The organism is Gulosibacter chungangensis, assembly GCF_008831155.1.
In the GTDB taxonomy this organism is placed as follows: Bacteria; Actinomycetota; Actinomycetes; order Actinomycetales; family Microbacteriaceae; genus Gulosibacter; species Gulosibacter chungangensis.
This window is the reverse complement of sequence record NZ_WBKB01000004.1, coordinates 1-23,836: the sequence shown is the minus strand read 5'-3', so window position 1 is coordinate 23,836 and position 23,836 is coordinate 1. Positions and strand designations below refer to the sequence as shown.

19 protein-coding genes and 2 pseudogenes are annotated in these 23,836 nt (G+C 61.9%); 6 read left to right on the top strand and 15 right to left on the bottom strand.

Annotated features, from left to right (window positions below):
* Positions 1–25 precede the first annotated feature (25 nt).
* Positions 26–1,525 (bottom strand): malate dehydrogenase (quinone), encoded by a 1,500-nt coding sequence (gene mqo / locus F8O05_RS07320; RefSeq protein WP_158052114.1) that lies wholly within the window; start codon positions 1,523–1,525, stop codon positions 26–28.
* 53 nt (positions 1,526–1,578) lie between these two features.
* Here mqo and F8O05_RS07315 point away from each other — a divergent pair, with 53 nt between their 5' ends.
* Positions 1,579–2,295, top strand: a complete 717-nt coding sequence (locus F8O05_RS07315; RefSeq protein WP_158052113.1) for a TetR/AcrR family transcriptional regulator — start codon at positions 1,579–1,581, stop codon at positions 2,293–2,295.
* A gap of 433 nt (positions 2,296–2,728) precedes the next feature.
* Here F8O05_RS07315 and zapE read toward each other — a convergent pair whose 3' ends face one another.
* Positions 2,729–3,727, bottom strand: a complete 999-nt coding sequence (gene zapE / locus F8O05_RS07310) for a cell division protein ZapE (RefSeq protein WP_158052112.1) — start codon at positions 3,725–3,727, stop codon at positions 2,729–2,731.
* A gap of 42 nt (positions 3,728–3,769) precedes the next feature.
* Between zapE and F8O05_RS07305 the strand changes: the two genes are divergently transcribed.
* Positions 3,770–4,354: a TetR/AcrR family transcriptional regulator gene (locus F8O05_RS07305; RefSeq protein ID WP_158052111.1), complete on the top strand. Its 585-nt coding sequence runs from the start codon at positions 3,770–3,772 to the stop codon at positions 4,352–4,354.
* Positions 4,354–5,316 (top strand): IS481 family transposase, encoded by a 963-nt coding sequence (locus F8O05_RS07300; protein WP_158052110.1) that lies wholly within the window; start codon positions 4,354–4,356, stop codon positions 5,314–5,316. The genes F8O05_RS07305 and F8O05_RS07300 overlap by 1 nt, the downstream gene beginning before the upstream one ends.
* Here the strand turns inward: F8O05_RS07300 and F8O05_RS14975 are convergent.
* Together F8O05_RS14975 and F8O05_RS14970 are read right to left on the bottom strand one after the other, a co-directional pair.
* Positions 5,278–5,679: a hypothetical protein gene (locus F8O05_RS14975; RefSeq protein ID WP_225735812.1), complete on the bottom strand. Its 402-nt coding sequence runs from the start codon at positions 5,677–5,679 to the stop codon at positions 5,278–5,280. The two genes, F8O05_RS07300 and F8O05_RS14975, sit on opposite strands and share 39 nt — an antisense overlap.
* Positions 5,680–5,776: 97 nt before the next feature.
* A pseudogene (locus tag F8O05_RS14970) lies at positions 5,777–6,202 on the bottom strand (DNA cytosine methyltransferase); the annotation flags it as partial.
* A 200-nt stretch (positions 6,203–6,402) separates the two neighbouring features.
* Between F8O05_RS14970 and mobF the strand changes: the two are divergent.
* The 3 genes from mobF (at position 6,403) to F8O05_RS07280 (ending at position 12,517) form a co-directional block, all read left to right on the top strand.
* A complete protein-coding gene (gene mobF / locus F8O05_RS07290) occupies positions 6,403–9,939 on the top strand; it encodes a MobF family relaxase (RefSeq protein WP_084344313.1) in 3,537 nt (1,178 codons plus the stop codon).
* A gap of 153 nt (positions 9,940–10,092) precedes the next feature.
* Complete coding sequence (locus F8O05_RS07285; protein ID WP_158052109.1) at positions 10,093–10,449, top strand: sulfate permease; 357 nt, start codon at positions 10,093–10,095, stop codon at positions 10,447–10,449.
* A 1,501-nt stretch (positions 10,450–11,950) separates the two neighbouring features.
* Positions 11,951–12,517 carry a hypothetical protein gene (locus F8O05_RS07280; RefSeq protein ID WP_158052108.1) on the top strand — a complete coding sequence of 189 codons (567 nt, stop codon included), beginning with the start codon at positions 11,951–11,953 and terminating at the stop codon, positions 12,515–12,517.
* Positions 12,518–12,602: 85 nt separating this feature from the next.
* Here the strand turns inward: F8O05_RS07280 and F8O05_RS07275 are convergent, their stop codons facing one another.
* The 11 genes and pseudogenes from F8O05_RS07275 to F8O05_RS07225 form a co-directional block, all read right to left on the bottom strand.
* Entirely contained in the window at positions 12,603–13,049 is a 447-nt protein-coding gene (locus F8O05_RS07275) for an HIT family protein (protein ID WP_084344309.1), read from the bottom strand.
* Positions 13,046–13,897 carry a macro domain-containing protein gene (locus F8O05_RS07270; protein WP_158052107.1) on the bottom strand — a complete coding sequence of 284 codons (852 nt, stop codon included), beginning with the start codon at positions 13,895–13,897 and terminating at the stop codon, positions 13,046–13,048. The genes F8O05_RS07275 and F8O05_RS07270 overlap by 4 nt, the downstream gene beginning before the upstream one ends.
* Positions 13,898–14,407, bottom strand: coding sequence for a TIR domain-containing protein (locus F8O05_RS07265; RefSeq protein ID WP_067243095.1), 510 nt, complete (start codon positions 14,405–14,407; stop codon positions 13,898–13,900).
* A 77-nt stretch (positions 14,408–14,484) separates the two neighbouring features.
* Entirely contained in the window at positions 14,485–15,639 is a 1,155-nt protein-coding gene (locus tag F8O05_RS07260) for an XRE family transcriptional regulator (protein ID WP_217996167.1), read from the bottom strand.
* Complete coding sequence (locus F8O05_RS07255; RefSeq protein WP_157517869.1) at positions 15,626–16,408, bottom strand: hypothetical protein; 783 nt, start codon at positions 16,406–16,408, stop codon at positions 15,626–15,628. Before F8O05_RS07255 ends, F8O05_RS07260 begins: the two co-directional genes overlap by 14 nt.
* 120 nt (positions 16,409–16,528) lie before the next feature.
* The gene (locus tag F8O05_RS07250; RefSeq protein ID WP_225735792.1) at positions 16,529–18,646 is read right to left on the bottom strand and encodes a recombinase family protein; all 2,118 of its coding nucleotides are present in this window, start codon (positions 18,644–18,646) and stop codon (positions 16,529–16,531) included.
* Between the two features lie 384 nt (positions 18,647–19,030).
* Positions 19,031–19,594, bottom strand: a complete 564-nt coding sequence (locus F8O05_RS07245; protein ID WP_158052106.1) for a hypothetical protein — start codon at positions 19,592–19,594, stop codon at positions 19,031–19,033.
* Between the two features lie 10 nt (positions 19,595–19,604).
* Positions 19,605–20,066 carry a single-stranded DNA-binding protein gene (locus F8O05_RS07240; RefSeq protein WP_158052105.1) on the bottom strand — a complete coding sequence of 154 codons (462 nt, stop codon included), beginning with the start codon at positions 20,064–20,066 and terminating at the stop codon, positions 19,605–19,607.
* 95 nt (positions 20,067–20,161) lie between these two features.
* Positions 20,162–21,907, bottom strand: a complete 1,746-nt coding sequence (locus tag F8O05_RS07235; RefSeq protein ID WP_225735791.1) for a type IV secretory system conjugative DNA transfer family protein — start codon at positions 21,905–21,907, stop codon at positions 20,162–20,164.
* A gap of 17 nt (positions 21,908–21,924) precedes the next feature.
* Positions 21,925–22,461, bottom strand: coding sequence for a hypothetical protein (locus tag F8O05_RS07230; RefSeq protein WP_158052103.1), 537 nt, complete (start codon positions 22,459–22,461; stop codon positions 21,925–21,927).
* Positions 22,458–23,711: pseudogene (locus F8O05_RS07225) on the bottom strand (ATP-binding protein); the annotation flags it as partial. The gene F8O05_RS07230 and the pseudogene F8O05_RS07225, both read right to left, overlap by 4 nt.
* Positions 23,712–23,836: the final 125 nt, after the last annotated feature.

The following is a 23,836-nucleotide window of genomic DNA, read 5'->3' as shown; positions in this document are numbered from 1 at the left end:
TCGCATCATGGCTCGTCGCGCTTCCTTATCGGTCTTTTCCTGCTAGCGGTTGGTCGAGGTCAAGAGATGAGGTGATTGCCTCTTTAACCTGTTCGGTAAATGCGGGGTCAGAGGCGAGAGAAGTTCGCAGGCTTGGGATGTAGTCGATGAGTGTCGCGGTTTCCCATGCTTCGACGTGCTGGGGGAAGCAGCGTCGCAGAATTTCGAGTGCGATCGGCACGGCGGTTGAAGCGCCCGGCGAGGCTCCGAGAACGCCCGCGAGCGTGCCTTCCGCAGACGTGATCACTTCGGTGCCGAACTGCAACACTCCACGGCCCTTGGTGTCAGGCTTCACGATCTGGGCGCGCTGCCCCGCGACGATGGCCTGCCAGTCCGTTTCGTTCGCGGACGGTGCGAACGCTTGCAGTGCCGTGACCTTGCTGGCGTGTGTCGCCAGCAAGTCGCGCGCCAGGAGCGACACGAGATTCAGGTTCTTTACGCCCATTGTGGTCAGGGGCCAGAGGTTGTCAGCGCGAAGCGAACCGGCCAGATCCCAGATCGAACCGTTCTTCAGAAACTTGGGGATTGCGCCCGCGAAGGGCCCAAACAAGACCGATCGCTGGCCATCGATGATCCGTGCGTCGAGGTGCGGCATGGACATGGGTGGCGCACCGATAGGGGCCTTTCCATAGACCTTGACTTGATGCTGGTCAACGATTTCAGGTGCGGTCGTGCTGAGGAAGGTGCCGCTAACGGGTAGAAGTCCATATCCGCGTACCTCGGTTGCTCCGGCCGACCGCAGAAGCTTGAGCGCCCAGCCTCCAGCTCCGACGAGCACGGTTCGCGCGCGCTTCACGGATACCGCCCCCGAGGTGCGATCGCGACTTCGCACCTGCCACAGACCATCCGTGCCCCGGTGCAACGCCGTCACCTCGGTGTGAGTGTGGAGACCTCCGCCGCGCCGCGTGAAGTCTTCAAAGAGCTGGCGGGTGATGCTGCCGAAGTCCACATCGGTTCCTTCGGCGGCATAGGTCGCGGCGATCGATTCATCGGTGCGTCGGTCACGAGTCAGGAGCGGCGCCCACTGCTCGATTGTTGTGGAATCCGCGGAGTAGTCCATCGACTGGAAGAAGTGGTGCGACGTCAGTGCTTCGTGACGTGCGGCAAGGAAATCTCGATCCGCATCTCCGCGCACAAACGCAAGGTGCGGCGTGGAGTTGATGAAGGTTGAGGGGGCAGCGAGCGCTCCCTCCTTGACGAGGGATGACCAGTACTGAGCTGTGATGAGGAACTGCTCATGCACATCCACGGCCTTCGTGATCTCGATGCTGCCGTTTCGGGTGCGTGGTGTGTAGTTCAGCTCGCACAGTGCGGCGTGGCCCGTGCCGGCGTTGTTCCATCCGTTCGACGCTTCGGCGGCGACGTCATCGAGGCGCTCGAAGACCTCCACTGACCAACTGGGCTCAAGGCGGGCGATCAATGAGGCGAGTGTCGCGCTCACGATTCCTCCACCGATCAACAACACATCTGTGGTTTCTCTGGTCACCCGAACACCTCACCTTTACTTAGTACATGTACTTCGTATAGTAGCATCTCAGTGTGAGCAAACCGCGCCAGAGACCCCCCAAGCTCAGCCGAGAGCGCCTGATCGAAGCGGCGCTGAGGCTGATCGATGAAGACGGCGTCGAGAAGGTCACCGTGCGCCGCGTTGCGGCAGTCCTTGGCGTGACGCCCATGGCGCTGTACTGGCACTTCGCTGGCAAAGACGAGCTCCTTGACGGCATCGGCGATGCTCTGGCTGAACGCCTAGATCTGTCCGGGATCGCCCTCGATAGGCCGTGGGATGACCGGCTCTCCGCCCTCATGCACCTGTTGATCGACGCACTCGCCGCCCACCCCGGCGCGGCCGAAATCACGATGCGACGACTGCTCTATACGACGAAGGGGAAACGGTTCGTAGAGTTGGGTCTGAGCGCACTCAGCGACGCGGGGATCAGCGAGGACGATGCTCTCCTTGTCGGACGTTACGCGCTTCGCACCGCAGTCGCGGTTGCTGCCGAGCCAGTCTTCACCGGCATAGAACTGCCTCCGGAGAGAGCCGCACGATTACAACGCGAGTTCGAGGAGCAGGCAGTCACGCTCTCCGAGGGAGACTTCCCGGCACTGCGCCGAATGAGCCAACAACTCCAGGCCGCGAGCGACGCAAAACGCTACCGCGACATCGCCGTGCGACTCCTCACCGAGGGAATCAGACAGTTTCGCGTGGATCTCGTGGGGCCTGATGTCGAAGGGCGCCACGAGGTAATCGCCGACTGAAGAGTTCTTCGAGCTTCGCTGGTGCCTACCAGCATTAGCGCGGGGTGACTCCCAAAGCTAACCAAGGTTCTTAGACATCTCAGGTTGTAACGCACTCCGCATAATCGTAAGTGCAGCGACGGCTTGCCGGGGCAGAACGCCGTTCCCGAGGGCCATTATCTGTTGGTTTGTTGTGAGGTCGTGACCCTCAGATGTGACCCAACCTTGGGGAAGCCCCATCAGCCATTCCACGAATTCTGGAGAAGGTCGCGGACCAGTTATGTCCTTCTGGAGTGCCGGCGCCGGTGCAGGGCGGCCAGTGATCTGCTCCCACCTGATCACAGCTTCTGCGTATCGCCCCCATCGTTGAAAATCAGTTCGACCAAGCTCCAAAGGCTTTCCGCTTCCTCCACTAGCTGTAGTTCCCCGAGACGTTGCGAACGCGAGAACACGCCTATGCGAGTTTGAGCGCGGAGAGTCTGCTGGCGATTCGCTTGGCGTCTCGTGGCGGTTCGGACGCTTCGACAAGGCGGCCAGGTTCGCCGGCTGCGGTGACGTGCAGCGGAATGTCTCGGTCATAAAGGACATCGATCAAGTTGGCGAATCGCGCGAGAGGGTCCCGGTCAACGGTCGCCAGATCGGGCACGTCTATCAGCGCGACTGTGCGAAGTTTCTCTGCCAGCCAGAGGTATTGGGCGACTCCGAGGGGTCGCGTGCAGAGGTCGCTGAACGTGAAGACGGCGGTGTCGCCGTCAACGCTGCGGGCTTTGATGATGTGACCGGCAGCGTTGAGTTCGATGGAAGGGGTGTCGTTCGCAACAGGTGGTTGCGTGCGCCAGGTCCCTGTGCCAAAGCCTCGAGTCAATGCCGCATGTGTCAGGCGGTAGTCCTCGCCTTTGCCAAGGTGCACGACGTCGAGCTCGGCGCGAATGATGTTGATCGCGGACCGGAAGCGCTCGTGGTAGAGCGGGTTAGGCATGAGATCCTCGGGCGCATAGTTCGATGTCGCGAGCACGAGTATGCCGCCATCGAGCAGACTCTTGAGAGTGGCAGACAGGTAGACGCCGTCTGCGACGTCGTGAACGTGGAACTCGTCGAAGAACACTGCCCGGGCGTTCCCAAGGAGTCGCCGTAACGATCGCTCGAGAGGCTCGCGTTCACGGATGATCTGGGCCTGGAGGTCACGGAAGAAGTCGTGGAAGTGAAAGCGACGCTTATCGTCGGTGGGAATGGCCGCGAAGTAGGTCTCGCTGATCAGGCTCTTACCTCGCCCCACGTCGCCCCAAAGGTAGTAGCCGTGGCGCGCCGGCGTGCTGAGCGCGTCAATGGCGGCGATCTGCGCGTTATCGAACGTGATCGCTGAATCTCCAATAGCCGCACGAAACGGGCCGCTGCTCGCGCTTGCGATCTTGTTTGGTCCGTTCGCGGTTCGTCGGTGATTGCCCAGCCCCATACCTCATTACTCTATATCTATAGAGTAATGAGGAGGAATCAGATGGCCAGACCCGGAGACCGACGTCCGTTGATCACCGATCATGCGATCGGTGTGCTCGCCAGTGGGGGTGCGCGTGCACTTTCGCATCAGGCCGTTGACAGGGCGGCTGGCCTCGCGACGGGGTCCACGTCGTACTACTTCCGCACCCGTCGCGACCTCGTAGTTGCGACGATCGGTCGCATAAAAGAGCACTCGCGCGCCGCTTTCGACGAGTCACCCGCACCTGTGACCGTCACTCCGCGGACGGCTGCGACTCTCATGGCGGACCAACTTCTTTTGCTCGCGGGTCCTCGCCGCGATGACGCACTAGCGGTGTTCTCGCTGCTGCCGGAGGTCGAAGGGGATCCCGAGTCGCGTGCGCAGCTGGCGAGTTGCCTGTTCTCCCGCGAGCTCGCTACGAACCTGCTCGTCGATCTCGGCGGAAGCGACGCTGACGGAGCCTCACTGGATCTGATCGACTTCCTCACCGGAATCCTCTTCGGGTTGCTCTTTGGTCAACGGCGAACGGAGGATGCCGGCAGGACGTCGATTGCCGAGGCATTGCAGCGGTTTCTCGTGGTCAACGTCGCCGCCGCGGGTAGCTGATGACACACGCGAACGCACCGCTTACACCAGAGGGCCGACGCAGGCTCGCTTCGCTGATCGTTGACAAGGGATGGCCGGTACGTCGCGCCGCGGACCGTTTTCAATGTTCACCGTCGACCGCCTCGAAGTGGGCGCGTCGATACCGGGTCGGACTTTCGCTCACTGATCGCAGCTCGCGTCCACATCGGCAACCGGCCCGCACTAATCAACACGCCGAACGTCGCATCATCGCTCTGCGGTTCACTCGCCGTTGGGGGCCACATCGAATCGGCTATCACCTCGGTATCCCGCGATCCACGGTCGGGCGTGTGCTCGATCGGTATCGGATGCCGTTGCTCGCCCATCTTGATCAAGCCACTGGGCTCCCCGTCCGCAAGATCAAACCGGTCCGCTACGAGAAGAGCAAACCGGGCGAGCTGGTCCATGTCGACATCAAGAAGCTTGGGCGCATCCCCGACGGAGGCGGCCACCGTGTGCTGGGGCGGCAGGCCGGCGCAAGAAACAACAAGAAACAAGGTCGCGGCTACGCCTACCTCCACCATGCGGTCGACGACCACTCACGGCTCGCCTACTCCGAGATCCTGAACGACGAAAGGAAGGAGACTGCCGCCGCGTTCTGGCGGCGCGCACGCGCATTCTTTGCCGAGGGCGGCATCCAGGTCAGCGCTGTCATGACCGACAACGGTTCCTGCTATCGATCACACGCTTTTGCGGACGCCCTCGACGGGATTATGCCCCGTCGCACCCGGCCCTACCGGCCACAGACGAACGGCAAAGTCGAGAGGTTCAACCGAACGCTGGCCGCCGAGTGGGCCTATGCCACCGCCTACGACTCGGACGAGGCTCGCTCGGCGGACTATCCGCGCTGGCTGCACCACTACAACCATCACCGCCCGCACTCAGGAATTGGCGGCGACGTCCCCTCATCGCGCGTTCGCAACGTCTCGGGGAAATACAACTAGCTCGCATCCGTTCGGTCCGTTGAGGACGAGGTCGATGATCTGGTGGCTGAGTGCGATGGTGCCGCGTCGCGCCTTGACTTGCTGCAAGTTCTCCCCGCCACGTGCTGCGTCCGATGCGAGCGGAGTTCGGAAGAGTACGGCTGGCGAGGATGAATACCCTATATCTGGGGTGAGGCGCACCGACGACGGAAGCGGGTAAACCGATCCATTGCGCGTCATACCAGAGGTCGGCCAGGTCTCCCAGAACTGCTCCTGCTGCCCGAAGAGGTCGAGGTGCGGTTTTTCCCAGACGCCACGGGTCGGGTTCCACTTCGCGAGGGGTTGCACCGGTGGGGGTTGCATCATCGGGATTGTGTTGCTCATTGTCGTCTCCTTCGGGGTGTGCGCGGATTGCTGCGGGTGCGGAGAGCAGCCCGCGGACGTTCTCGATCACAACCCACTCCGGTTGCAATGCCTCGATCGCTGCCGCCATGTGTGCCCAAAGCCCGGAGCGGGTGCCGGGTTTCAAACCCGCCATCTTCCCGACGGTGGAAACATCTTGGCAAGGGAACCCGCCGCAGAGGATGTCCACCGGTGGCACGGTGTTCCAATCGATGGTGGTGATGTCACCGAGGTTCGGAGCGTCCGGCCAGTGGTGGGAGAAGACACGGGCGACGGGTTCGTTGATCTCGGAGAACCAGATCGTGCGGGCTCCGAAGACTTCCTCGACGGCGAGGTCGAGTCCGCCGTAACCGGAGAACAGCGACCCGACACGCAGCGGCGCGGCCGGATTGGCGAGGGGCTGGTCTGCCACGGGTGAACCTCCTGGGACGGTGATCCCCGGAGCCGTGCTGCTGCTCCGAGCTGGTTGCCAACCAGGTGCACGAGCCACCCAACCCACTGCCATTCAGCCGGCTCCTCCTGAGTCACGTCGGCCGACGTCGGCGCCAAACGCCTTCGGTCTCTCGCGGTTCGCTCGAACGGGTTGTCACGCGTCTTGCAAGCGAGGTTCGCCGCCTCCGGAAAGTGCCCTCAAAAGTCACCGCGCCCGCGGGCTGTGAAGCTCACCTTCGGGGTGAGGAGAGGCGGTGCCTGGTGACGGTTTCGATGCGGGTGATGTCCGCCGGTGACGGCTACAAGTACCTCCTGCGCACCGTCGCCACCGGCGACGGTGACCGAGTGCTCTCCACACCGCTGACGAGGTACTACACGGAGGAAGGAACACCACCGGGCCGATGGCTCGGATCAGCCGTCACCGCACTCGGCGGCGGAACGATCGCCGTCGGTGACGAGGTTTCCGAGTTGCAGCTTCAACGTCTGATCGGGCAGGGCCGCGACCCGGTGACCGATCAGGCGCTCGGCAGTCCGTATCGGAAGTACCCGACGCTGACCGAGCGCATCGAACACCGCACGTCGAGGCTCGATGCTGACCTTCATGTGACCGAGCGTGCGGAAGCGGTCGCCGCAATCGCGGCTGAGGAGAATGCTCGTGGGGTGCGGAAGGCGGTTGCTGGGTTCGATTTCACGTTCTCGATTCCGAAGTCCGCGTCGGTGCTGTGGGCGGTGTCGGACGCGGGGACGCAATCGCTGATTGCGGACGCGCATCACGCGGCGGTTGCGGAGATGGTTGCGTTCATCGAGCGCGAGGTTGCAGCAACCCGTGTCGGCGCAGCAGGGCGCAATGGGGCGGTTGCACAAGCCGATGTGTCCGGGGTGATCGCGACCGCGTTCGATCACTACGACTCACGGGCGGGTGACCCGCATCTGCACACGCATGTCGTGATCTCGAACAAGGTGCAGACCGTCCACGACGGCAAATGGCGCTCCCTCGACGGCCGACCCCTCCACGCCGCGACCGTCGCCCTCTCTGAACTTCACGAGGCCGTGTTCGCTGATCACCTCACCCGTGCGTTCGGCGTCGAGTGGGAGGCGCGTGACATGGGACGCGACCGCAACCCTGCCTGGGCGATCACTACCGTGCCCGAGCCACTGGTGGCGGAGTTCTCATCCAGGTCCAGGCAGATCGATCAGGAGAAGAACCGTCTCATCGCTGAGTACGTTGCCCGTCACGGTCGGCAGCCGTCGCTGGCGACGGTCATCAAGTTGCGGGCGCAGGCGACGTTGGCGACCCGGCCGGAGAAGCAGGTGCGTTCCCTCGCGGACCTCACGAGTGAGTGGAGGGGTCGTGCGTCGCACCTTCTCGGTGAAGACGCCACCCGCTGGGCTCGCACCGTCGCCGCCAACGACGCCCCCATGCTGTTGCGCGCGGACGATGTGCCTTTGGACGTGATCGCTTCGCTCGGGCGCAGCGTGGTGGAGACAGTTGGTGAGAAGCGGTCGACCTGGCGGCGCTGGAACCTTACCGCCGAAGCCGCCCGCCAAACGATGCCGTACCGGTTCGCCACCACGCAGGATCGTGAAGCTGTCGTCGGGATGGTGGTCGATGCTGCCGAGCGCGCGTCGATCCAGCTCACCCCGCCCGAGCTTGCGTCCAGCCCGACCGTGTTCCGTCGGGCTGACGGCAGCAGCAGATTCCGACCAGTCGCATCGACGGTCTACTCGTCGCCTGGCATCCTTGCGGCGGAAGACCGGCTCCTCGAGCGCGCCCGCACCATGACCGCACCCACCGTGCCCGTCGAGGTGGTCGAGAAGGTCACCCATCGCCCGGACCGCGACGGCAGGCTCCTCGCCGACGACCAAACCGCAGCCCTCACCGGCATTGCGATCTCAGGCCGAGCAGTGGACGTCTTGGTCGGCCCGGCCGGGGCCGGGAAGACGACAGCGATGCGTGCCTTACGCACGGCGTGGGAGCGGGAGCATGGGCGCGGCAGCGTCGTCGGGCTGGCACCGTCGGCGGTGGCCGCGCAGGTCCTCTCTGATGATCTGGGTATCCGGACGGAGAACACCGCGAAGTGGTGGCAAGACCACCAGAACGTAGGCGTGTCATTCCGTAAGGGGCAGCTCGTGATTGTGGACGAAGCCTCCCTTGCCGGCACCCTCTCGATCGACCGGATCACGGCGCACGCGGTGGAGGTGGGGGCGAAGGTGCTGTTGGTGGGTGACTGGGCGCAACTGCAATCCGTCACCGCTGGTGGCGCGTTCTCCCTCCTCGTGCACGACCGCGGCGATGCCCCGGAACTGGTCGATGTGCACCGCTTCGTCAACGACTGGGAGAAGACCGCCTCCCTTGATCTCCGTCACGGCCACACCGAAGCCATCGACGCCTACGCCACCCACGGTCGCATCACTGGCGGTGATACCGAGGCGATGATTGACGCCGCCTACACCGCCTGGCGCGCCGATGCCCTTGCCGGGGTTTCGACGGTGTTGATTGCGGACTCGACCGAGTCCGTCCATGCTCTGAATCAGCGTGCCCGCGCTGACCTCATCCTCGACGGTACGGTGAACGCTCGCCGTGAAGTCGCCCTCCACGGTGATGCCCGTGCCGGGGTCGGCGACACGATCATTACCAGGAAGAACGACCGTCGTCTCCACACCCCGCGGGGATGGGTACGCAACGGGGACCGCTGGACCGTCACCGACATTCGCGATGACGGATCGCTGACCGTCCGCCGCGCGAACAGCCGCGGCACCGTGCTCCTCCCGGCGGACTATGTCTCCGATCATGTTGATCTGGGATACGCAGTCACGGCGCATAGGGCGCAGGGCATCACGACGGATACCTCGCATGTGCTTGTTGATTCGTCTACGACGCGGGAGAACCTGTATGTCGCGATGACCCGCGGAAGACAATCGAACCTCGTCTACATCGCCACCGACCGCCCCGACGACAACCACACCACCCCCCATCCCGCGGATGACCCGGAGGCGACCGCGCGGAGCGTGCTCTTCGGGGTCCTGCAGCACGTCGGTGCCGAGCTCTCCGCGCACGAGACGATCACGGCCGAACACGAGACCTGGGGGTCGGTGGGTCAACTCGCGGCCGAGTACGAGACGATCGCGCAAGCCGCCCAACACGACCGCTTCGCCACCCTCATCCGTCAATCCGGTCTCACCCCGGACGAAGCAGAAGACACGATCCACTCCGACGCATTCGGCGCCCTCACCGCCGAACTCCGGCGGGCGGAAGCGAACCACCACAACATCGACGCCCTCATGCCTCGGATGGTCGCAGCCCGCGGGTTCGGCGACGCCGACGACATCGCCTCCGTCCTGCACCACCGCCTCGCCCGCGCGACCGAGAGGCCGGCTGGTTCTGGGCGTACCCGCAAGGCACCCCGCCTGATCGCCGGCCTCATCCCCGAAGCAACCGGGCCCATGTCCGCAGAGATGAGAAAGGCCCTCACGGAACGGCGCGAGCTGATCCAGCAACGCGCCGAAGCAGTCCTCGACCAAGCCCTCACCGAACAGCAGGAATGGGCGCTCGCACTCGGAGACACACCGGCAGATGCGAGAGCTGCGGCAGCGTGGAAACAGCAAGCGCGAACGGTCGCCGCGTATCGCGACCGCTACGGCATCACCACACGCACGCCGCTCGACCCTGCACCCAATAGCGATGCGCAGAAGATCGACGCGGCACGAGCGAAAGCCGCCCTCGCGAGGCTCCGCGACCTCGCCGGCGGCGAGGGCAGCGATGACCTTTCGCGGACGGTGCGGCGCGAGGGTGCGAGCCGGGGCCTGTGACCGGTTGCCCTTCCGATTGTCGCTGGTGCGTCGTACTCTTGAAAGTGAGGCGGATTTCTCCTTGATATGACGCTCCTCGGGGCAGGCCGCACGGCCACCCACACACGCACCGCCTCCGACGATCAGTCGTGCATGTGAGAGGAAACCCCCGTCATGATCCGCCAGCTCTGGACTCTCAGCGTCCACACCCGCGCCTTCCTGCGCCGTTACATGCCCACCAACATCCTCCTCGACGCCATCCGCACCCGCCGAGGACTCAAATGGGGCGTACCCGCGATGCTCCTCGCCGTGCCCTACCTCCTGGCCGCGAGCACCTTCACCACCCTCATCGCGGACGGCGGACCCGGATGGCTCAACCTCCTCGTCCTCCTGTGCCTGTGGAACACCATGAAGTTCGTCATCATGGGACCTGTCAGCCTGATCCTGCTCGCCCGCGTCCGGGTACGCGAGGCTGTGGTCGCCCGCGCCGAACGAAGAACAAGGACCGAGTCGGCCGAGCTAGCGGACTGACAGGCTCGACTGGCTTCGTGGCCCAGAGACATCGCTGTGATCCAGGAGACCCCCACACCTCCACTGCACCGTTGTCGATCTCCACGGTAAGATTCAAGAGTTCCCTGACGTAAACCGCCATTGGAGTCCAATGAACACATCAACATCGTTGTTCGGACTGCTTGCCGTGGACACGCAGCGTAACGAGCCCGAACCTAAGCCCCGTCCGCAGCCTTCAACGCTCACGCACACAATCGAGACATCTGATCACGGGTTCGGGTTTTCCCCGATAGTGATCTCTCGGATGGAACACTAATGCAGACAAGAGAAGCCTTAACGTCCTTGTTTGCCGAGTTAGCACGCTACCCGCAAAGCGATGTCAATAGTGTCCGCGGGACAGCAACGATCACAGAGACAATTGAATCATCAGATACCGATGAGGCAGTCACGCAACTCCTCCTAAGTTACGTCGGGCCTCGTTGAGCTACAGAGCACCCATCCTCATCGGTGAACGTGATGATCCTCATATCGCCGCTGTCGAGAATGCCCTTATAACACGCGGAAATCGCCCACTGATCTTCGACCTTGAGTCAGTCATGAGCGGCGGTCTTTCGATAAGCGATGAAGGTTACGCCGCGAAAGTTGATGGCGCTTGGCACGACCTCACCGATGCGCGATTTGGGTGGCTACGACGTCTTCACCGGGCAGACTGGGGGCTTGCCATCAAAACAGGCTCGCTGAGAGCTTTGGAGCTTGGAACTTGGCATTCGGCGTACTCATGGCTTCTGGACGACTGCAAAGTCAGTTGGATAACAAGCCCAGTGGCGCTGCGCAGAGCTGAATCGAAGCTCTGGCAATGGAAGGCTGCAGTCAGACTTGGCATTCCATACCCAAGAACACTAGTCACGACGAGTAGCGAGGCAGTCGCGACTACCTTCTCGAACGAGGTCATTGTTAAGCCTCTCGGTACGGGCCAGTTCATCCAGGACGGTGAGACAATGACGGTCTACGCCGAGTCCATGATGCCTACAGACATTCGGCTTAGCGCACTGAACGCAGCGCCATTCATTGTCCAGGAACGGATACCGGCTGTTAAGCATCTTCGCGTTGTCACCGTCGGCGATCGTAGCTGGGTAGCAGCGCTAGATGTTGACCTAACTGCTCCCGCTGATTGGCGGCGGCGTTCACGCCATCATTCTGCATTTGTAGAAGCCCCTGACGCGAGCTCGATAGCGCCCACAGGCGCGCTGACAATTGCGAGTCATCTCGGACTCGGATACTCGAGCCAAGATTGGGTCCAAACGCCTGATGGGGAGGTATACCTTCTCGATGTGAACCCATCGGGGCAGTGGCTTTTCCTTCCGGAGCGAGTGGGTATGGCGGTCACTGACACCCTCGCAGATCTACTCGTGGGGGCCACATGAGAAAGCAGACATTTCGCGACAAGACAAGACGTGCATTCGCCGAAGTTCGCATGGTTGCGAGTACGGCGCTGGGTCTCTTCGCTGGCCGGAGAGTGTGGATGCCGAAGGAAGAGGCACCTGAAACGAAGTGGATAGACGAGTGCCCCAAACGGAACCTTGCCATGGCACGCTCGTCCTATGACGAGCGTCTGAAAAGCGAATCAGCGGGCATCGAGGCGGTTCGGCGCCGTGCAGAGTTCGCACTCACAGCGATCATTGCGGCCATCGGACTGAGCACTGCCGCCTTCGAGCGGCTCTGGGCCGTTGCCTCGACCTCCACCAGCTTGCTCGTCATCTGGTTGGTCGGCGTTCTCATTGTCATCATGGCAGTTCTGGTTTTTGCCGGTGTCGCGGTGTCGAACAAAGTCCTTGGAGTGGTCACGGTAGAAGACTTCATTCACCTTCGTGATCCCCGCCGAGAGGAGCTTCGACAGTACGTTCTGGCAGTGCATACGACATCCAGGACTCGCCGCGCGATGGTCACTGTTTTCCGTGACGGCTTCTTAATCGCGCTAGTCGGGCTAACGCTGCTCGCGATCGCTCACACCGTATCTTGGGCGGTTCCCCTGGACGATGCTCCAACTCCTGTGGATGTCAACATCGTTAGTCCTTCGCCCGCACCATAGCTTTGAACGGCGACACGAAATGTCCCGGCGCGAGACGTTAGGGGAATAACGAATCCCTAGTGATTTCGTTCGGTCAACGTGGCGTCTACGATGACGGCCAGTGGGCGCGAACTTGCTTGGCAATGAGTTCTGTCTTGGCGAGCGGCATCTCTTCCACAGGACCCCATTCGGTACCGCCAGAGTCTAGGGTTCCGGCGACGTGGAAGTGAACGTGCCTGATCGACTGGCTTGCCGTCTCACCGTTGTTCTGCCAGACGGAGATGCCTGGACGCTGGTAAGCGGCGTCGATAGCCCTGGCTGAGTTCCTTACTTCGACCATCAGCGCCGCACACTCATCATCTGTCAAATCGAGAATGGTCTCTCTGTGCACGGTAGGGATGACGAGAAGGTGCGGTTTCCCACGCTGTTCCTGCGTAACCATAACCGCTGTCAACGTGTTCCTGGTCACGAAGGTGAACGGTCGACTTCCCTTGAGGTAGGCGCAAAACGCGCACGGCTGCGCGTCAGGAAGCCGAATAGCTGACTCACTCACGACGGCCTCATCGATGACAGGAACGCTTGGACCTCGAGCCTGTCCAGGCGATCGAACTCCCTCGGATGCACCACTATTCGCAGCTGATCGCAGACCTTCTTCGTGCGTGACGCGAACATAAAGGACATCACGATGAAGCGGATCGAGTCTTGTGCCGGCATGACCTGTGATAGCCGGGACTGTCCTCCACCGATGACGGGTACGGCTACCGCCGTTCCGTTCGCAGTCTGCGAGACCTCCTCCCACAATGATGCGAGGCTTCGCCAGATACCATCCGGCGTACTCTGTGCTTCGTTGGCCTCGTTCATCTCGCTGTAGGCCAAGAAATAGAGGCGATGAGAACCGTTTCGAAGCGTCGCCACGGCCCCAACACCGTATTTCTCAGTCTTGCCAGGCTTATGAATCGTTGACGTTACTGCTTTGCCCTGCAGTGCAGCAGCGAGTTCGCGGTCCAGTTGATCCGTATCGCCACCGTAGAGGCGTTCGAGTGCCTGACCTTGAACGCTGTTCTTCGAGATGACGTTAGGAACGGACGTATCGAACGTATCGCACGTGCCCACAACGATATTGCAATCCTGCACGAACAGATCGCCCTTCACAATCTCGATCCTTGTGTTGGGCGAGTTGTAGTCCTGCCGGATGGGGCGCGGCCAAGCACGGACAAGTCCGTACCCGACCGAAACGACAGCAATGATGATGGCGAGCGGCCACCCCTCGATCGGAAGACTCCCGAAAATGAAGTTGGTCAGTTCGAGCAGAACCGCAAGAACTCCGACTGCGGAGAACGTTTGAATGAGGAACCAACGCCAGAACCGCCAAGTACGTAGATCGTGTATGAGGTCGCTCATTTAGAGGCCGAGCTGCTCGTAGATTTCGGACTTGTAGTAGTGCGGACCAGAGTTGTCGCTCGTCGAGTACCGGGGGGCGTAGTTGTCCAGGGCGAACTTAATTATCTTCGGCTGGAAGGAAACCGACAGTGTGTAGTAGTCAGCGTTTAGGAGCGGTGCGGGTATGAAGTTTCTGTCGATGTTCCGGTCACCGTCGAGGTTCGCAACGACAATGGGCAGGTTGAACTCGATCATTACCTTGACCTCGTGAGCGAGGAACGAGACGCCATCTCCACCCTTCCTCTTGCCATCGCTGCTGCCAAGAAGGACTACCTGCTTGGCGTTCTTCATTCGTTCACGCAGGTTCCGCTTGATCGTCTCGGGCTTGCTCGTGTCGCGGGAAATGAAGAGATCGTGAGCATCGTAGAAGTCGAAGTCGATGTTGGCATTCTCCCTCCAGGCTTCCATCAGGCGGTACTTGGAGATGTCCTCGCTGGCAAACGCGACATATGTCTTGTTTCTATAACTCATGATTTCCTCTTTTGTTCTGAGAGCGGTGTGGACTTGACCAGACGCTCGTGATTTCCCTGTCTAGATGGAGCGACTCATCAAACCAGCCGCAAAGCAGGCCGTTCATCAGCGTCACCGAGCATTCGGCGGACTTGTGCTGGTTTCCAAGCAAGCTCCTGAGCCAAGGAAGCGATGGTCACACCGTTTGCCTCGGCCATCTCGACGGCGCGGCGAAGGAGCGAAGGAACCTCACCGGGAAACTGGTAAACGGGCTGGGTTGCGATCACACCTTGCTCTGAGAGCTGGTTCAGCTGAATGTATGCGCGTCGAGCGGTGGCGTCGGATAGCAGGCCGACCTCTCTGCTCCTGTAGATGAGGGATTTGATGGATACCCCCCATTGTTCGCTCAACTGGTTCAGCTTTCGAAAGTCGATCCGTCGAGGGAGTAGGTCATGGATCACCAAACTTGGTGTCAGGAACTCGGCGGCGAATCGGTCTGCTTCTCGTTCCAATGCGGGGTCACCGCCGGCGAGTTCGCCGTGCATGACGAGGTGTCCGAGTTCGTGTGCAGCGGTGAAGCGGTGCCGGTAGATGTCGTTCGCACGGTCGGGTGACAGGACGATGATCGGTCGCGACAGCGAAAGTGTGGAGAACGCGTCGATCCGGGCAACTTCGTTCTCTGCGAAGGGGACTAATACTGCGACGATGCCCCGATTTTCGATGGTGCGCACGAGATGCGGGATCGGTTCCGCGCCTAGCCTCCATGCCTTGCGTAGTGCCCGAGCTGCCGCTATTGGGTCGTTGGGGAATGCGCCAGGTTCTATCTCGCCACCAACGAAGCCAGGCAGGTTCACGGGTGGCAGGCGCACGTGCTTCTCGACTGCATGCACCAGTTCCCACAGTTGCTCTGTGTAGGACACTGCCTTTGCGCGCTGTTTCGCCGTTGTGGCGCGAAGGCTACGGAAGAAGGCATCGGCTGTTTCCAGTCGAGCGAGCGGCCGCCCCGCGGCGAAGAACTCGCGAGGAACATCAAGTTCTCGAGCTAGAAGCGGGATGAGTTCCGCGCGGGGTGGTGTGGCGCCGGATTCATATTGCCCAATAGCGGCGGCCGAGACGCCAAGTGGTTCTGCGAGACTCTGCTTTGTGCGCAACGCGAGTTGTCGAGCTTGCCGCAGACGGTCACCGTCGAAGGTCTTTGCGATGTCGAGATCAGTGGGGGGCCCGACCGGTCTGCTCGAATCACGGGAGATCATCTGATGCACCTCCAGTTCCCGTGTCAGGGACGCCCTCGGCCTCGACGTTGGTACTCGGCAGTTCACCCGGCTTCAGAAGCGTTAGGTCGCTCTCTGGAAGAGGGGCGTCATCGAATCGTGCAGAGGAAGGCTCGCCTAGGCCGACCAGGGCAACTCCTTCTCCATCGAGCAGGTGCAGCGGCAACTCCTCGCGGTAGTGCCAGGTGACGAGTCCGGATGATTCAAGAGTCGCCTCGCCGACGTAAACGTGCTGGACACCGCCGCGGGCGGATACGTCGTAGGCGACAAGGCAAACTCTCGTGGCGGAGCCGAAGGAACCATCCTTGACGGCGGCATCGAGGTCGCCCTCCAACTCCAGCTCGAACTCCAGCTGTTCCTGCATGCGGCGGCTAGCTTCGTCTTCGAGGGAGAACACTCGGCGACGGAAATCCGAGCGGCCCAGCCTGATTCGATCAGCACCTGACGAACCGCGTCCGCACTTGGCTGGAAAGACTAAGGTGCCATCGAACACCACCAAGTCGTAGCGACTGCCCGTCGGATGGATTACTTCACGCCCTGGCAGGAATGCCAGGTGGGCCGTTACTTCCTCGGGCAAGATCACCCAGAACGAGCCGTAAGCCTCGTTCGAGGCCAGTTGGCTTCCGGTCTTGGCGTCGAGGGAACGCTCGTGAGCTGCGCGACCGGCCTTGGCGAGCGCAAGCATCACGCTTTGGCTGTGCTCTCCGAAGTGACGGTTGAACCACCGAGACGGTTCGGGCAAGTCGTTCATCGATGCTCCTGACGCTGGCTGACATCACAACCTTAGCACTATCGCTTTAGAAATACGCAGGAATCGATCACTGTGGCTTTCGGCGTGTCGCGATCGCGACCTGAATCTGTTGGCCCATGGCTATTTGGCCATTGGCCTCCTTCCTCGGGGACGGAGGCTTATGCCCTCAGCAACTACGGCGTTGCGCACGGTCTTCGGGTCGATGCCGAGACGATCGGCGACCTCCTGCAACGTGTGCCCGTCGCGGTAGAGGATGGCCGCGCTCGCACGGCGCTCGTTGCTCAGTCCTGTTGACCGCAACCTTCCACCAGATCGTAGGACGAAGGTCGGAATCGTTCCGCGATGCACGCCGTACTTCACGGCGATGGTTTGGACGGGCATCCCAGCCTCATAGTCCGCGAGCAGTTCCACACGCCGCTCGGTGGTCAATCGTGTTTGAGACTTCGCCGGATTTTTCGCGACCGCGCCTCGCGAATCGTGTCTCTTAGGGGTTCGCCCCCTCGGTACGCGTCGCGCGGAATCCCTGAGCACATGGGAAATCAACGATTTCAGCGCCGGGCGCTTGTTTGAGAATCGCCTGGGAAGGCCCACCAGAAGGTCGTTGTTCAAACCGGCGACATTACCGGTTTGAGACCTCGATTCAGCGGCCCGCCCCTCGTGGCGGGCCGCTATCGTCTGCACTTCAGGGTCGAAGAACGCGTTGAACGGTTCCCCCGGTTCACCGATAACGGTGCCCTCCTCACTGAGGTAGAGCTTGTCGAAGAATGCCTGGTTGGCGATGCGCCGCAGCGAGTCATCGATGCTCATGTACAGCTTGTAGCAGTCTCTGCCCAGTGCGAGGCAGTCGTCCAGGTGGGCACTTGCCAGTTCGTACTCCATGTCACCAGCTTCGATCTGTGCTTCGAGGAACGCGAGCCGTCTGCCGATGCGATCCTGCTCCGACTTGAGGAGATCAAGCGGCACCGCTCCTGCGTAGTGGGCTTGCAGGAGTTTGGAACGCTCTGCCTGGAGATCGTCTCGTTCGAGCACGTGTGCGTTGCGTTCTTGTTTCACGGTGGCATGGAGCTGTGAGAATTGCGCCGTGATGAGGCTACGCAATGCCTGGATGGTGTGCTCAGGGATTTGGATGCGCCGGTAGTAGTCTTCGACCGCGGCTTCAACATCAGGCACATACATTGCTTTGCGTTCACAGTTGGTGCGTTTGGCGTGACGACCGGCACAGATGAAGTACGGGTAAATGACGCCACGGCGGCTCTTGGCGTTGGTGACCATGAGTCGGGAGCCGCACTCACCGCAGAACACGGTGCCTTTGAGGTAGTGATCGTGGGTTTGGGTTTTCTCACCGGATACTTGCTTCGCACCGAGCACTGCTTGGACTCGGTACCAGACTTCGGGGCCGACGAGCGGTTCGTGGATGCCGTCATAGGTGGCACCCCGAAACGACACGCTGCCCTTGTAGTACGGGTTGGACAGCATTTTCTGCACCGTCGATAACGCGGGCGGCCGTGCTGGTCGTTTCGGCGTGGGCGGTGTGGTGAGGCCCCGGTCGATGAGCGCTTCGCGGAGCATGGCAGTTGAGTAGTTGCCAGTCGCGTATGCCTCGAACGCCCACTTCACGATCTCCGCACGCGTGGGGTCAGGTTCAACGATGCGCAGCTCGCGGCCGAGTTCATCGCGCGTGGTCACGTTGAGATACCCAATGGGTGCTTTTCCGTTGGTGCCACCCGTCATCGCTTTTTGGCTCATGCCCTTTGAGACTTCGTTGGCGAGGTTGCGGGAGTAGAACTCGGCGATGGTGGACATGATGCCGTGGAGCAGCATGCCCGAGGGAGTCTCGTCAATGTTCTCTGTTGCCGAGACCAGCATGACCCCGGCGTCTTTGAGCGCGACATGGATCGCGACATCATCGGCTCGGTTACGTGCGAGGCGGTCAACCTTATGCACGATGCAGTAGGCCACGTGGTTGGTTTTGACGTACTCGATCATGCGCATGAGTTCCGGGCGGTCGGCCTTCCGGGCTGATTCACCGGCGTCGACGAACTCTTCGACCACGATCGCGCCGAGGTCGCGGGCTTTGCGCAGATTCGCTTCGCGTTGAGCGGGAATAGAGAAGCCTTCGTCACGACCTCCGCGTTCAGCTTGCTCTTTCGTGGAGACGCGTAGGTATGAGACTGCGATGGCGGTGGTTGCACCGAGGTGCGTGAAGTCGTTGGCGGCAGATTGTTGTGTGGTGCTCACGGGTTGTGTTTCCTCTCCCCATAGGTGGGGCCAACACGAGCAGCCTGTACCGCTCGTGCGGTGCGACTCGTAAAAGGAAACATGACCTGGGTGACTCTCAGCCGAGCCAGCCAGGTAAGCCACGATGGGCCAAACAGGACTGCGCACCGCGGCCAGGCCGAGGGCCTGACCGCTAGCTTCTTACGTCTCTAGATTCTATCTCACCGGGCTGACAGCTCCCAGGTGTACCGCCCGAGCCGTCGCGGCCGGTGCGGGTCTGCTCGGTGCGAGCGAGAGCCATTCCGATAAAGACTTGGGCAAGGCGTTGAAGGTCGGGGGTTTCCCGAAGCTCGGCATGCACTTCATAATCTCGCATTCGGGCAGGGAGGCCCGGATCGGGGGCACTCATGATACTTCCCCGGTTTCAGCGTCGAGGGTTCGGTAGAACTCATCTTCTTGTGCACGCCGAACGTTCACTTCCGCCAGCACAAAATCCGTGAACTCGTCATCGCGATCCTCAATGACAATGTCTTCGACTTGCGGTGCCGGTTCTTCACCAGGCCAGGTCGTCTGCCGTGTCGGGCGGTCTCGGTCGAGGCGTGTGCCGGAGACAGCGACCCAGTCGCGGAGGCGTTGTCGAGCGTCCACGAAATCACGGTGCCATCCCAGTGGTGCTGATCCGTTTTGATCTGGGTCATAGGCACAGAGCCAGTGCAGGTGTAGTGCGGACAGTTCCCACACCAGTTCGGGGTGGTGGTGCCAGAACGGCGGGATCACGCTTGCCGGGAGCCCATAGGTTTTACGGAGCCAGTCAACCCATCGGTTGAGTTCAAGCCACTCAGCCTCCAGATCGTCAGCACTCAGGAGATTCCAGTTCACTGGGTGTGGGGGCTCTGAGGGAGCATCAAAACTGTCTTCCCCGAGAGCACCAACGTCGATCTCGTCAGGTTCAATGTTGTAGTCGCTCATGATCGTCGCCTCAGATCCCCATACCGGGTGAGGCACCGCCGGAGCGTGACTGGGTTGGAAGATCGAATGCTGATGCATCGCGAGAAACCGCCTCCCGTGCGGCTGTCTTCCCTCTCGGTGTGCGGTCGACCTCGTACCGAGTGCGGGCCATGTCATGACCGATTCTTCGAGCAGTGAACTCTTCGCCCTCGATAGTTTGCCCATCACGTTCATAGGTGTATTCGCGAACGAAACCCTCCGCGATAAACCGGTCGCCCTTCGACAGCCGGGCATGCCCCTGCTCGGCAGCGGCCTTGAACGCGACAAGGTTGTGAAAGGTCGGCTCCAGCTCAGTGAACGACCCATCATGTTCCTGGCGGAAATGTTCTTTGCCGACCTTCACGAACAAACGAGCATCCCCGTTCTCGGTGTAGGTCAGCTGCGGTTGCGATGCGACAAAGCCTGAAAAGGACTGCTGCGTGTGAATAGCCATCGGTCCCGTCCTCCTGACAGTTCAGCGGCGGCCTTCACGGTTTGAATACCGCCTCGTGTCAGACAGGTGCGCGACCTTCCCCAGCCCTGGCAGGGTTATGGGCGTTGATGGAGGAGGTTCTCGATCTCGGTGCGGTCGGCACGTAGTGTTTTCGCGTCGTCACGACTGACCCAGGATCGGAGGTTGGTGACGATGGGTGGGGCGCTGCGGAGCATGGTGATGCCGGTACCAAAGGGCAGGGTGCGGAGCCGGTCGGGTGGCAGGATCGGGACGCGGCGGATGGAGCGCTGGTTCGAGCGGGTGCCGTGATCGCCGATGGTGGTGGAGTCGGTGTATTCGTCGCGCTCACCGATCAGTGTGGAGAGGTCTTGGAGATCGCGGGAGTTGGATGCGCCGCCGAGGATGATTTTCACGATCGCGGCATCCCAGATCGCGTTCGCTGCGTTCTCACCCCACTTATCGCGTGCCTGCGCCAACGACTGGAGTACCGGCATCGTGGTGATGCCGGTGCCGCCACCTTCGGCCATGAGTGTCGGCAGCGATGGGAGTGGTGCGAGGTTCCCGATCTCATCCAATGCGAGCAGTACTGGCGGGTCGAGACGCGCACCCGCGGAGCGTGCAGCCATGCGCCGTGCGGTCTCGATGAGATCTTCGACGAGCGCTGCCACCAAAGCTGAGGACGCGCCCGCACCTGCACCGGTTGCCAGCAGATACAGGGTGCCGGATTCAGTGAGGAAGGCTTCAGGGTCGAAATGCTCACCCGAACGCGGTGTGACGGCGTCGAGCACGCGTGGGTCAGCAAGCGCGGAAAGTGCGAGGGAGACGCCTTGCCAGATGGAGTCGCGGGTGCGCGGGTCGGCATCGATCATCGCTTCGAGCGATTCGGCCCACCCGGCGGCAGCCCCGGTTGAGCCGGTGAGGATTGCGACGGCTTCGGCCGCAGCGGTGGGATCGAGCGTCCAGCGGAACAATTCAGCTGGTGGCCGGTTATCGAGGGCCGCGGCATGCAGGAGAGCTTGGAGAGCGGTGCGGGTTTTCCCCTCCCAGAACCCGCCCCCTTCAACTCCACCTGCTGAGAGGCCGGTGCCGGATGCGAGGCCGGTGGCGCGGATCATCGCCGTGAGTGGGTCCTCGCACCCGCGTACCGGTGACCAGCGCAGCCCTGCTGGGAGGCCTTCAGCAAGATGTTGCGGATCAAACACAGCCACAGGACCGATGCGTTGACGTGCCCTGAGTGTCGCGGTGAGGTTATCCGGACGGGTCGAGGTGGTCACAACCGCGCCGGGAGCATCCAAGATCGCGTTGATCACCACATGCAAGCCTTTGCCGGAGCGGGGTGGGCCGACGAGCAGGATCGAATCTTCCACACTCGCCCACACCCGTTTCCCGCGTGAACGGCCGAGCAAATATCCGACATCGGACGGCTTCGGGGCCTCCAGGGACGGGCGCAGGGTGCCTGCCCGCTTGAGGAGTGCCGTGTCGGAAGCGACGCGAGAGACTTCGCCACTGGTGGCGATGCCTTGCAGCCGTCTCGGGTCAGTCTGCACACTCTGCGAGTGGTGACGCACCTTTGTCCACACCCACCACACCCCAGCACCGAGAACTACCAGTAGAAGCGTGGTGGTGATCCAGTACGCGATGGTGTTCAGCCCGTCAGCCTCTAGCGCGGCCGCTGGATCGGCTGGATTCAGGAGCACTGAGAGGCCTGCGGTGATGCCCGCTTGTGGTTGCGGGCTGCCGGTGAGGAAGGCGGCGATCGTGCCCGCGACACGGAGGATCGCGGCGAAGCCTGCCGCGGCGATGAGGAGTCCGATGCCGAGGTTCGCGAGCCCATCACTCATCGACGCTGCTTGCCGGTTCATGACCGTCTCACGATCTCGTAGTTCCCAGAGAGGCGACCGATCAGTACGACCTCCCCAGTGGGTGACGCATCGAATTGGGCGGCCTCAAGGAGTGCACGGGCACGCCCAGTGTGGGACGCATCGGTGTGGGTGACGATGATCGCGACGCCAATGTCTTCACCCGGAATGAACCCTTCCGCGGTAACTTCCACAAGCTGTGGGGCGGCCGGAGCATCAAACGCTGTTTCTGTTTTCGCAGGTTCGGGTTCAGGGCGGGTGCGGCGGCTTGGGCTGGGGGTGATGATGTCGGTGAATGAGGTCCCGTCAGATTCGTGCACCTCCACTCGCACCGGGGTGCGGCGTTGATCGGTGATGCGGTCCATGATGCGTCCGAAGTCACTGCGCCGCCACGCAGGCGCAAACGCCTCAGGTGCGAAAGGTGCACCGTCAACCGTGACGGCTAACGTGCCTCCTCTTTCCACGGTCACGACCACGAGCGGAAGTGTCACCGGTGACCGGCTCTCCTGTTGGGCACGAGTCTCTCGACGGCTCATACTCCCTCACCACCCTCGTTCAGGCTCAGTGAGGCTGAGGGTTCGTCAGCGTCGATGGACTTCTCACTTTTGGTGATCATGCGGGTGGTGGTGTCGAAGGCGTCGAGTTCTGCCGGGTGGAGCTGATGCTGGATCACGAACGAGCGGTCCTTGATCCGCCACAACCCCTGCCCGGTACCAAGCCCCGGGAGAAGCTTCTGCTCGGTGCCGGTGAGTCCGAGGGTTTGGGCGGTGATGCCGAGTTGGTCGGATTCTTGCCGGTAGATGATCCGCGTCTCCGCGTTCGCAAGCAATGAACTGGCGAGGGCGCGCATGGCGGAACCTGAGTCGCCGACGTTGTCGAGGTCGGTGAGTTTGTGGAAGATCAGCATGTTCGCGATCCCGTAATGACGGGCGAGCCGCCATTGAGCATCCATGCGTTTCAGCAGTGCCGGGTGGGACATGAGTCGCCAGGCTTCGTCGTAGATCACCCACCGCTGCCCACCGCCCGGGTCCATGAGCGCAGACTCCATCCATGCACTGGAGCAGGTCATCAGCACCGAGATCAGGGTCGAGTTCTCAGCCACCCGAGACAGGTCCAGGCTGATCATCGGTAGCGACGGATCAAATGCCACCGTCGACGGCCCATCGAAGAGGCCCTGGAGGTCGCCTGCGACGAGGCGGCGCAGGGCGTGGCCGACCATGCGGCCGTCTTCGGCGAGTCGCCCGTCCTCGTTATCTGTCGGGTCGGGCGTGAGAATCAGGTCAACCACCATTGGCAGGATTGGCACATCGTTACCCGCGACGACCGCGGTCAAGGCGACATCGATCGCGGTGTGTTCCAGCGGGGTCAGCGAACGTTCCAGCACGGTGGCGGCAAGAGCACCGATGAGATCACGACGGCGGGAGGCGACTTGGGTGGCCCATTCCTGGTCCGACAATCCTGAGGGGCGGTGGCCTTCATCGAGGGGGTTCAGCCGGTTGCGGAGCCCGTGGCCGAGGACGATGGCTTGCCCGCCGACCATTTCCGCGACCGGCGTATGCTCACCCTTCGGGTCCCCAGGTACGTAGACGCGGCGACCAAACGGGATCGACCGGGTGTAGAGGCTTTTCGCGAGGGAGGATTTACCGGAGCCGACGATGCCTGCGAGCACGACGTTCGGTGCGGTGATCAGGCCGCGCTGGTAGAGCACCCATGGGTCATACACGAAGCTGCCGCCCGAGTAGAGATCCTGACCCACAAACACGCCATCGGAACCGAGCCCACCTTGTCAAGCCCCGGGTTTGGTAGAGGGTCTCTTTCTTGGTTTTCTATGCGGCCAGGACCATTGGCTGGTGGAGGTCGTGGGCCTCGACCGGAGTTAAGTAATCAATCCCGGAATGCAGGCGGCGCCGG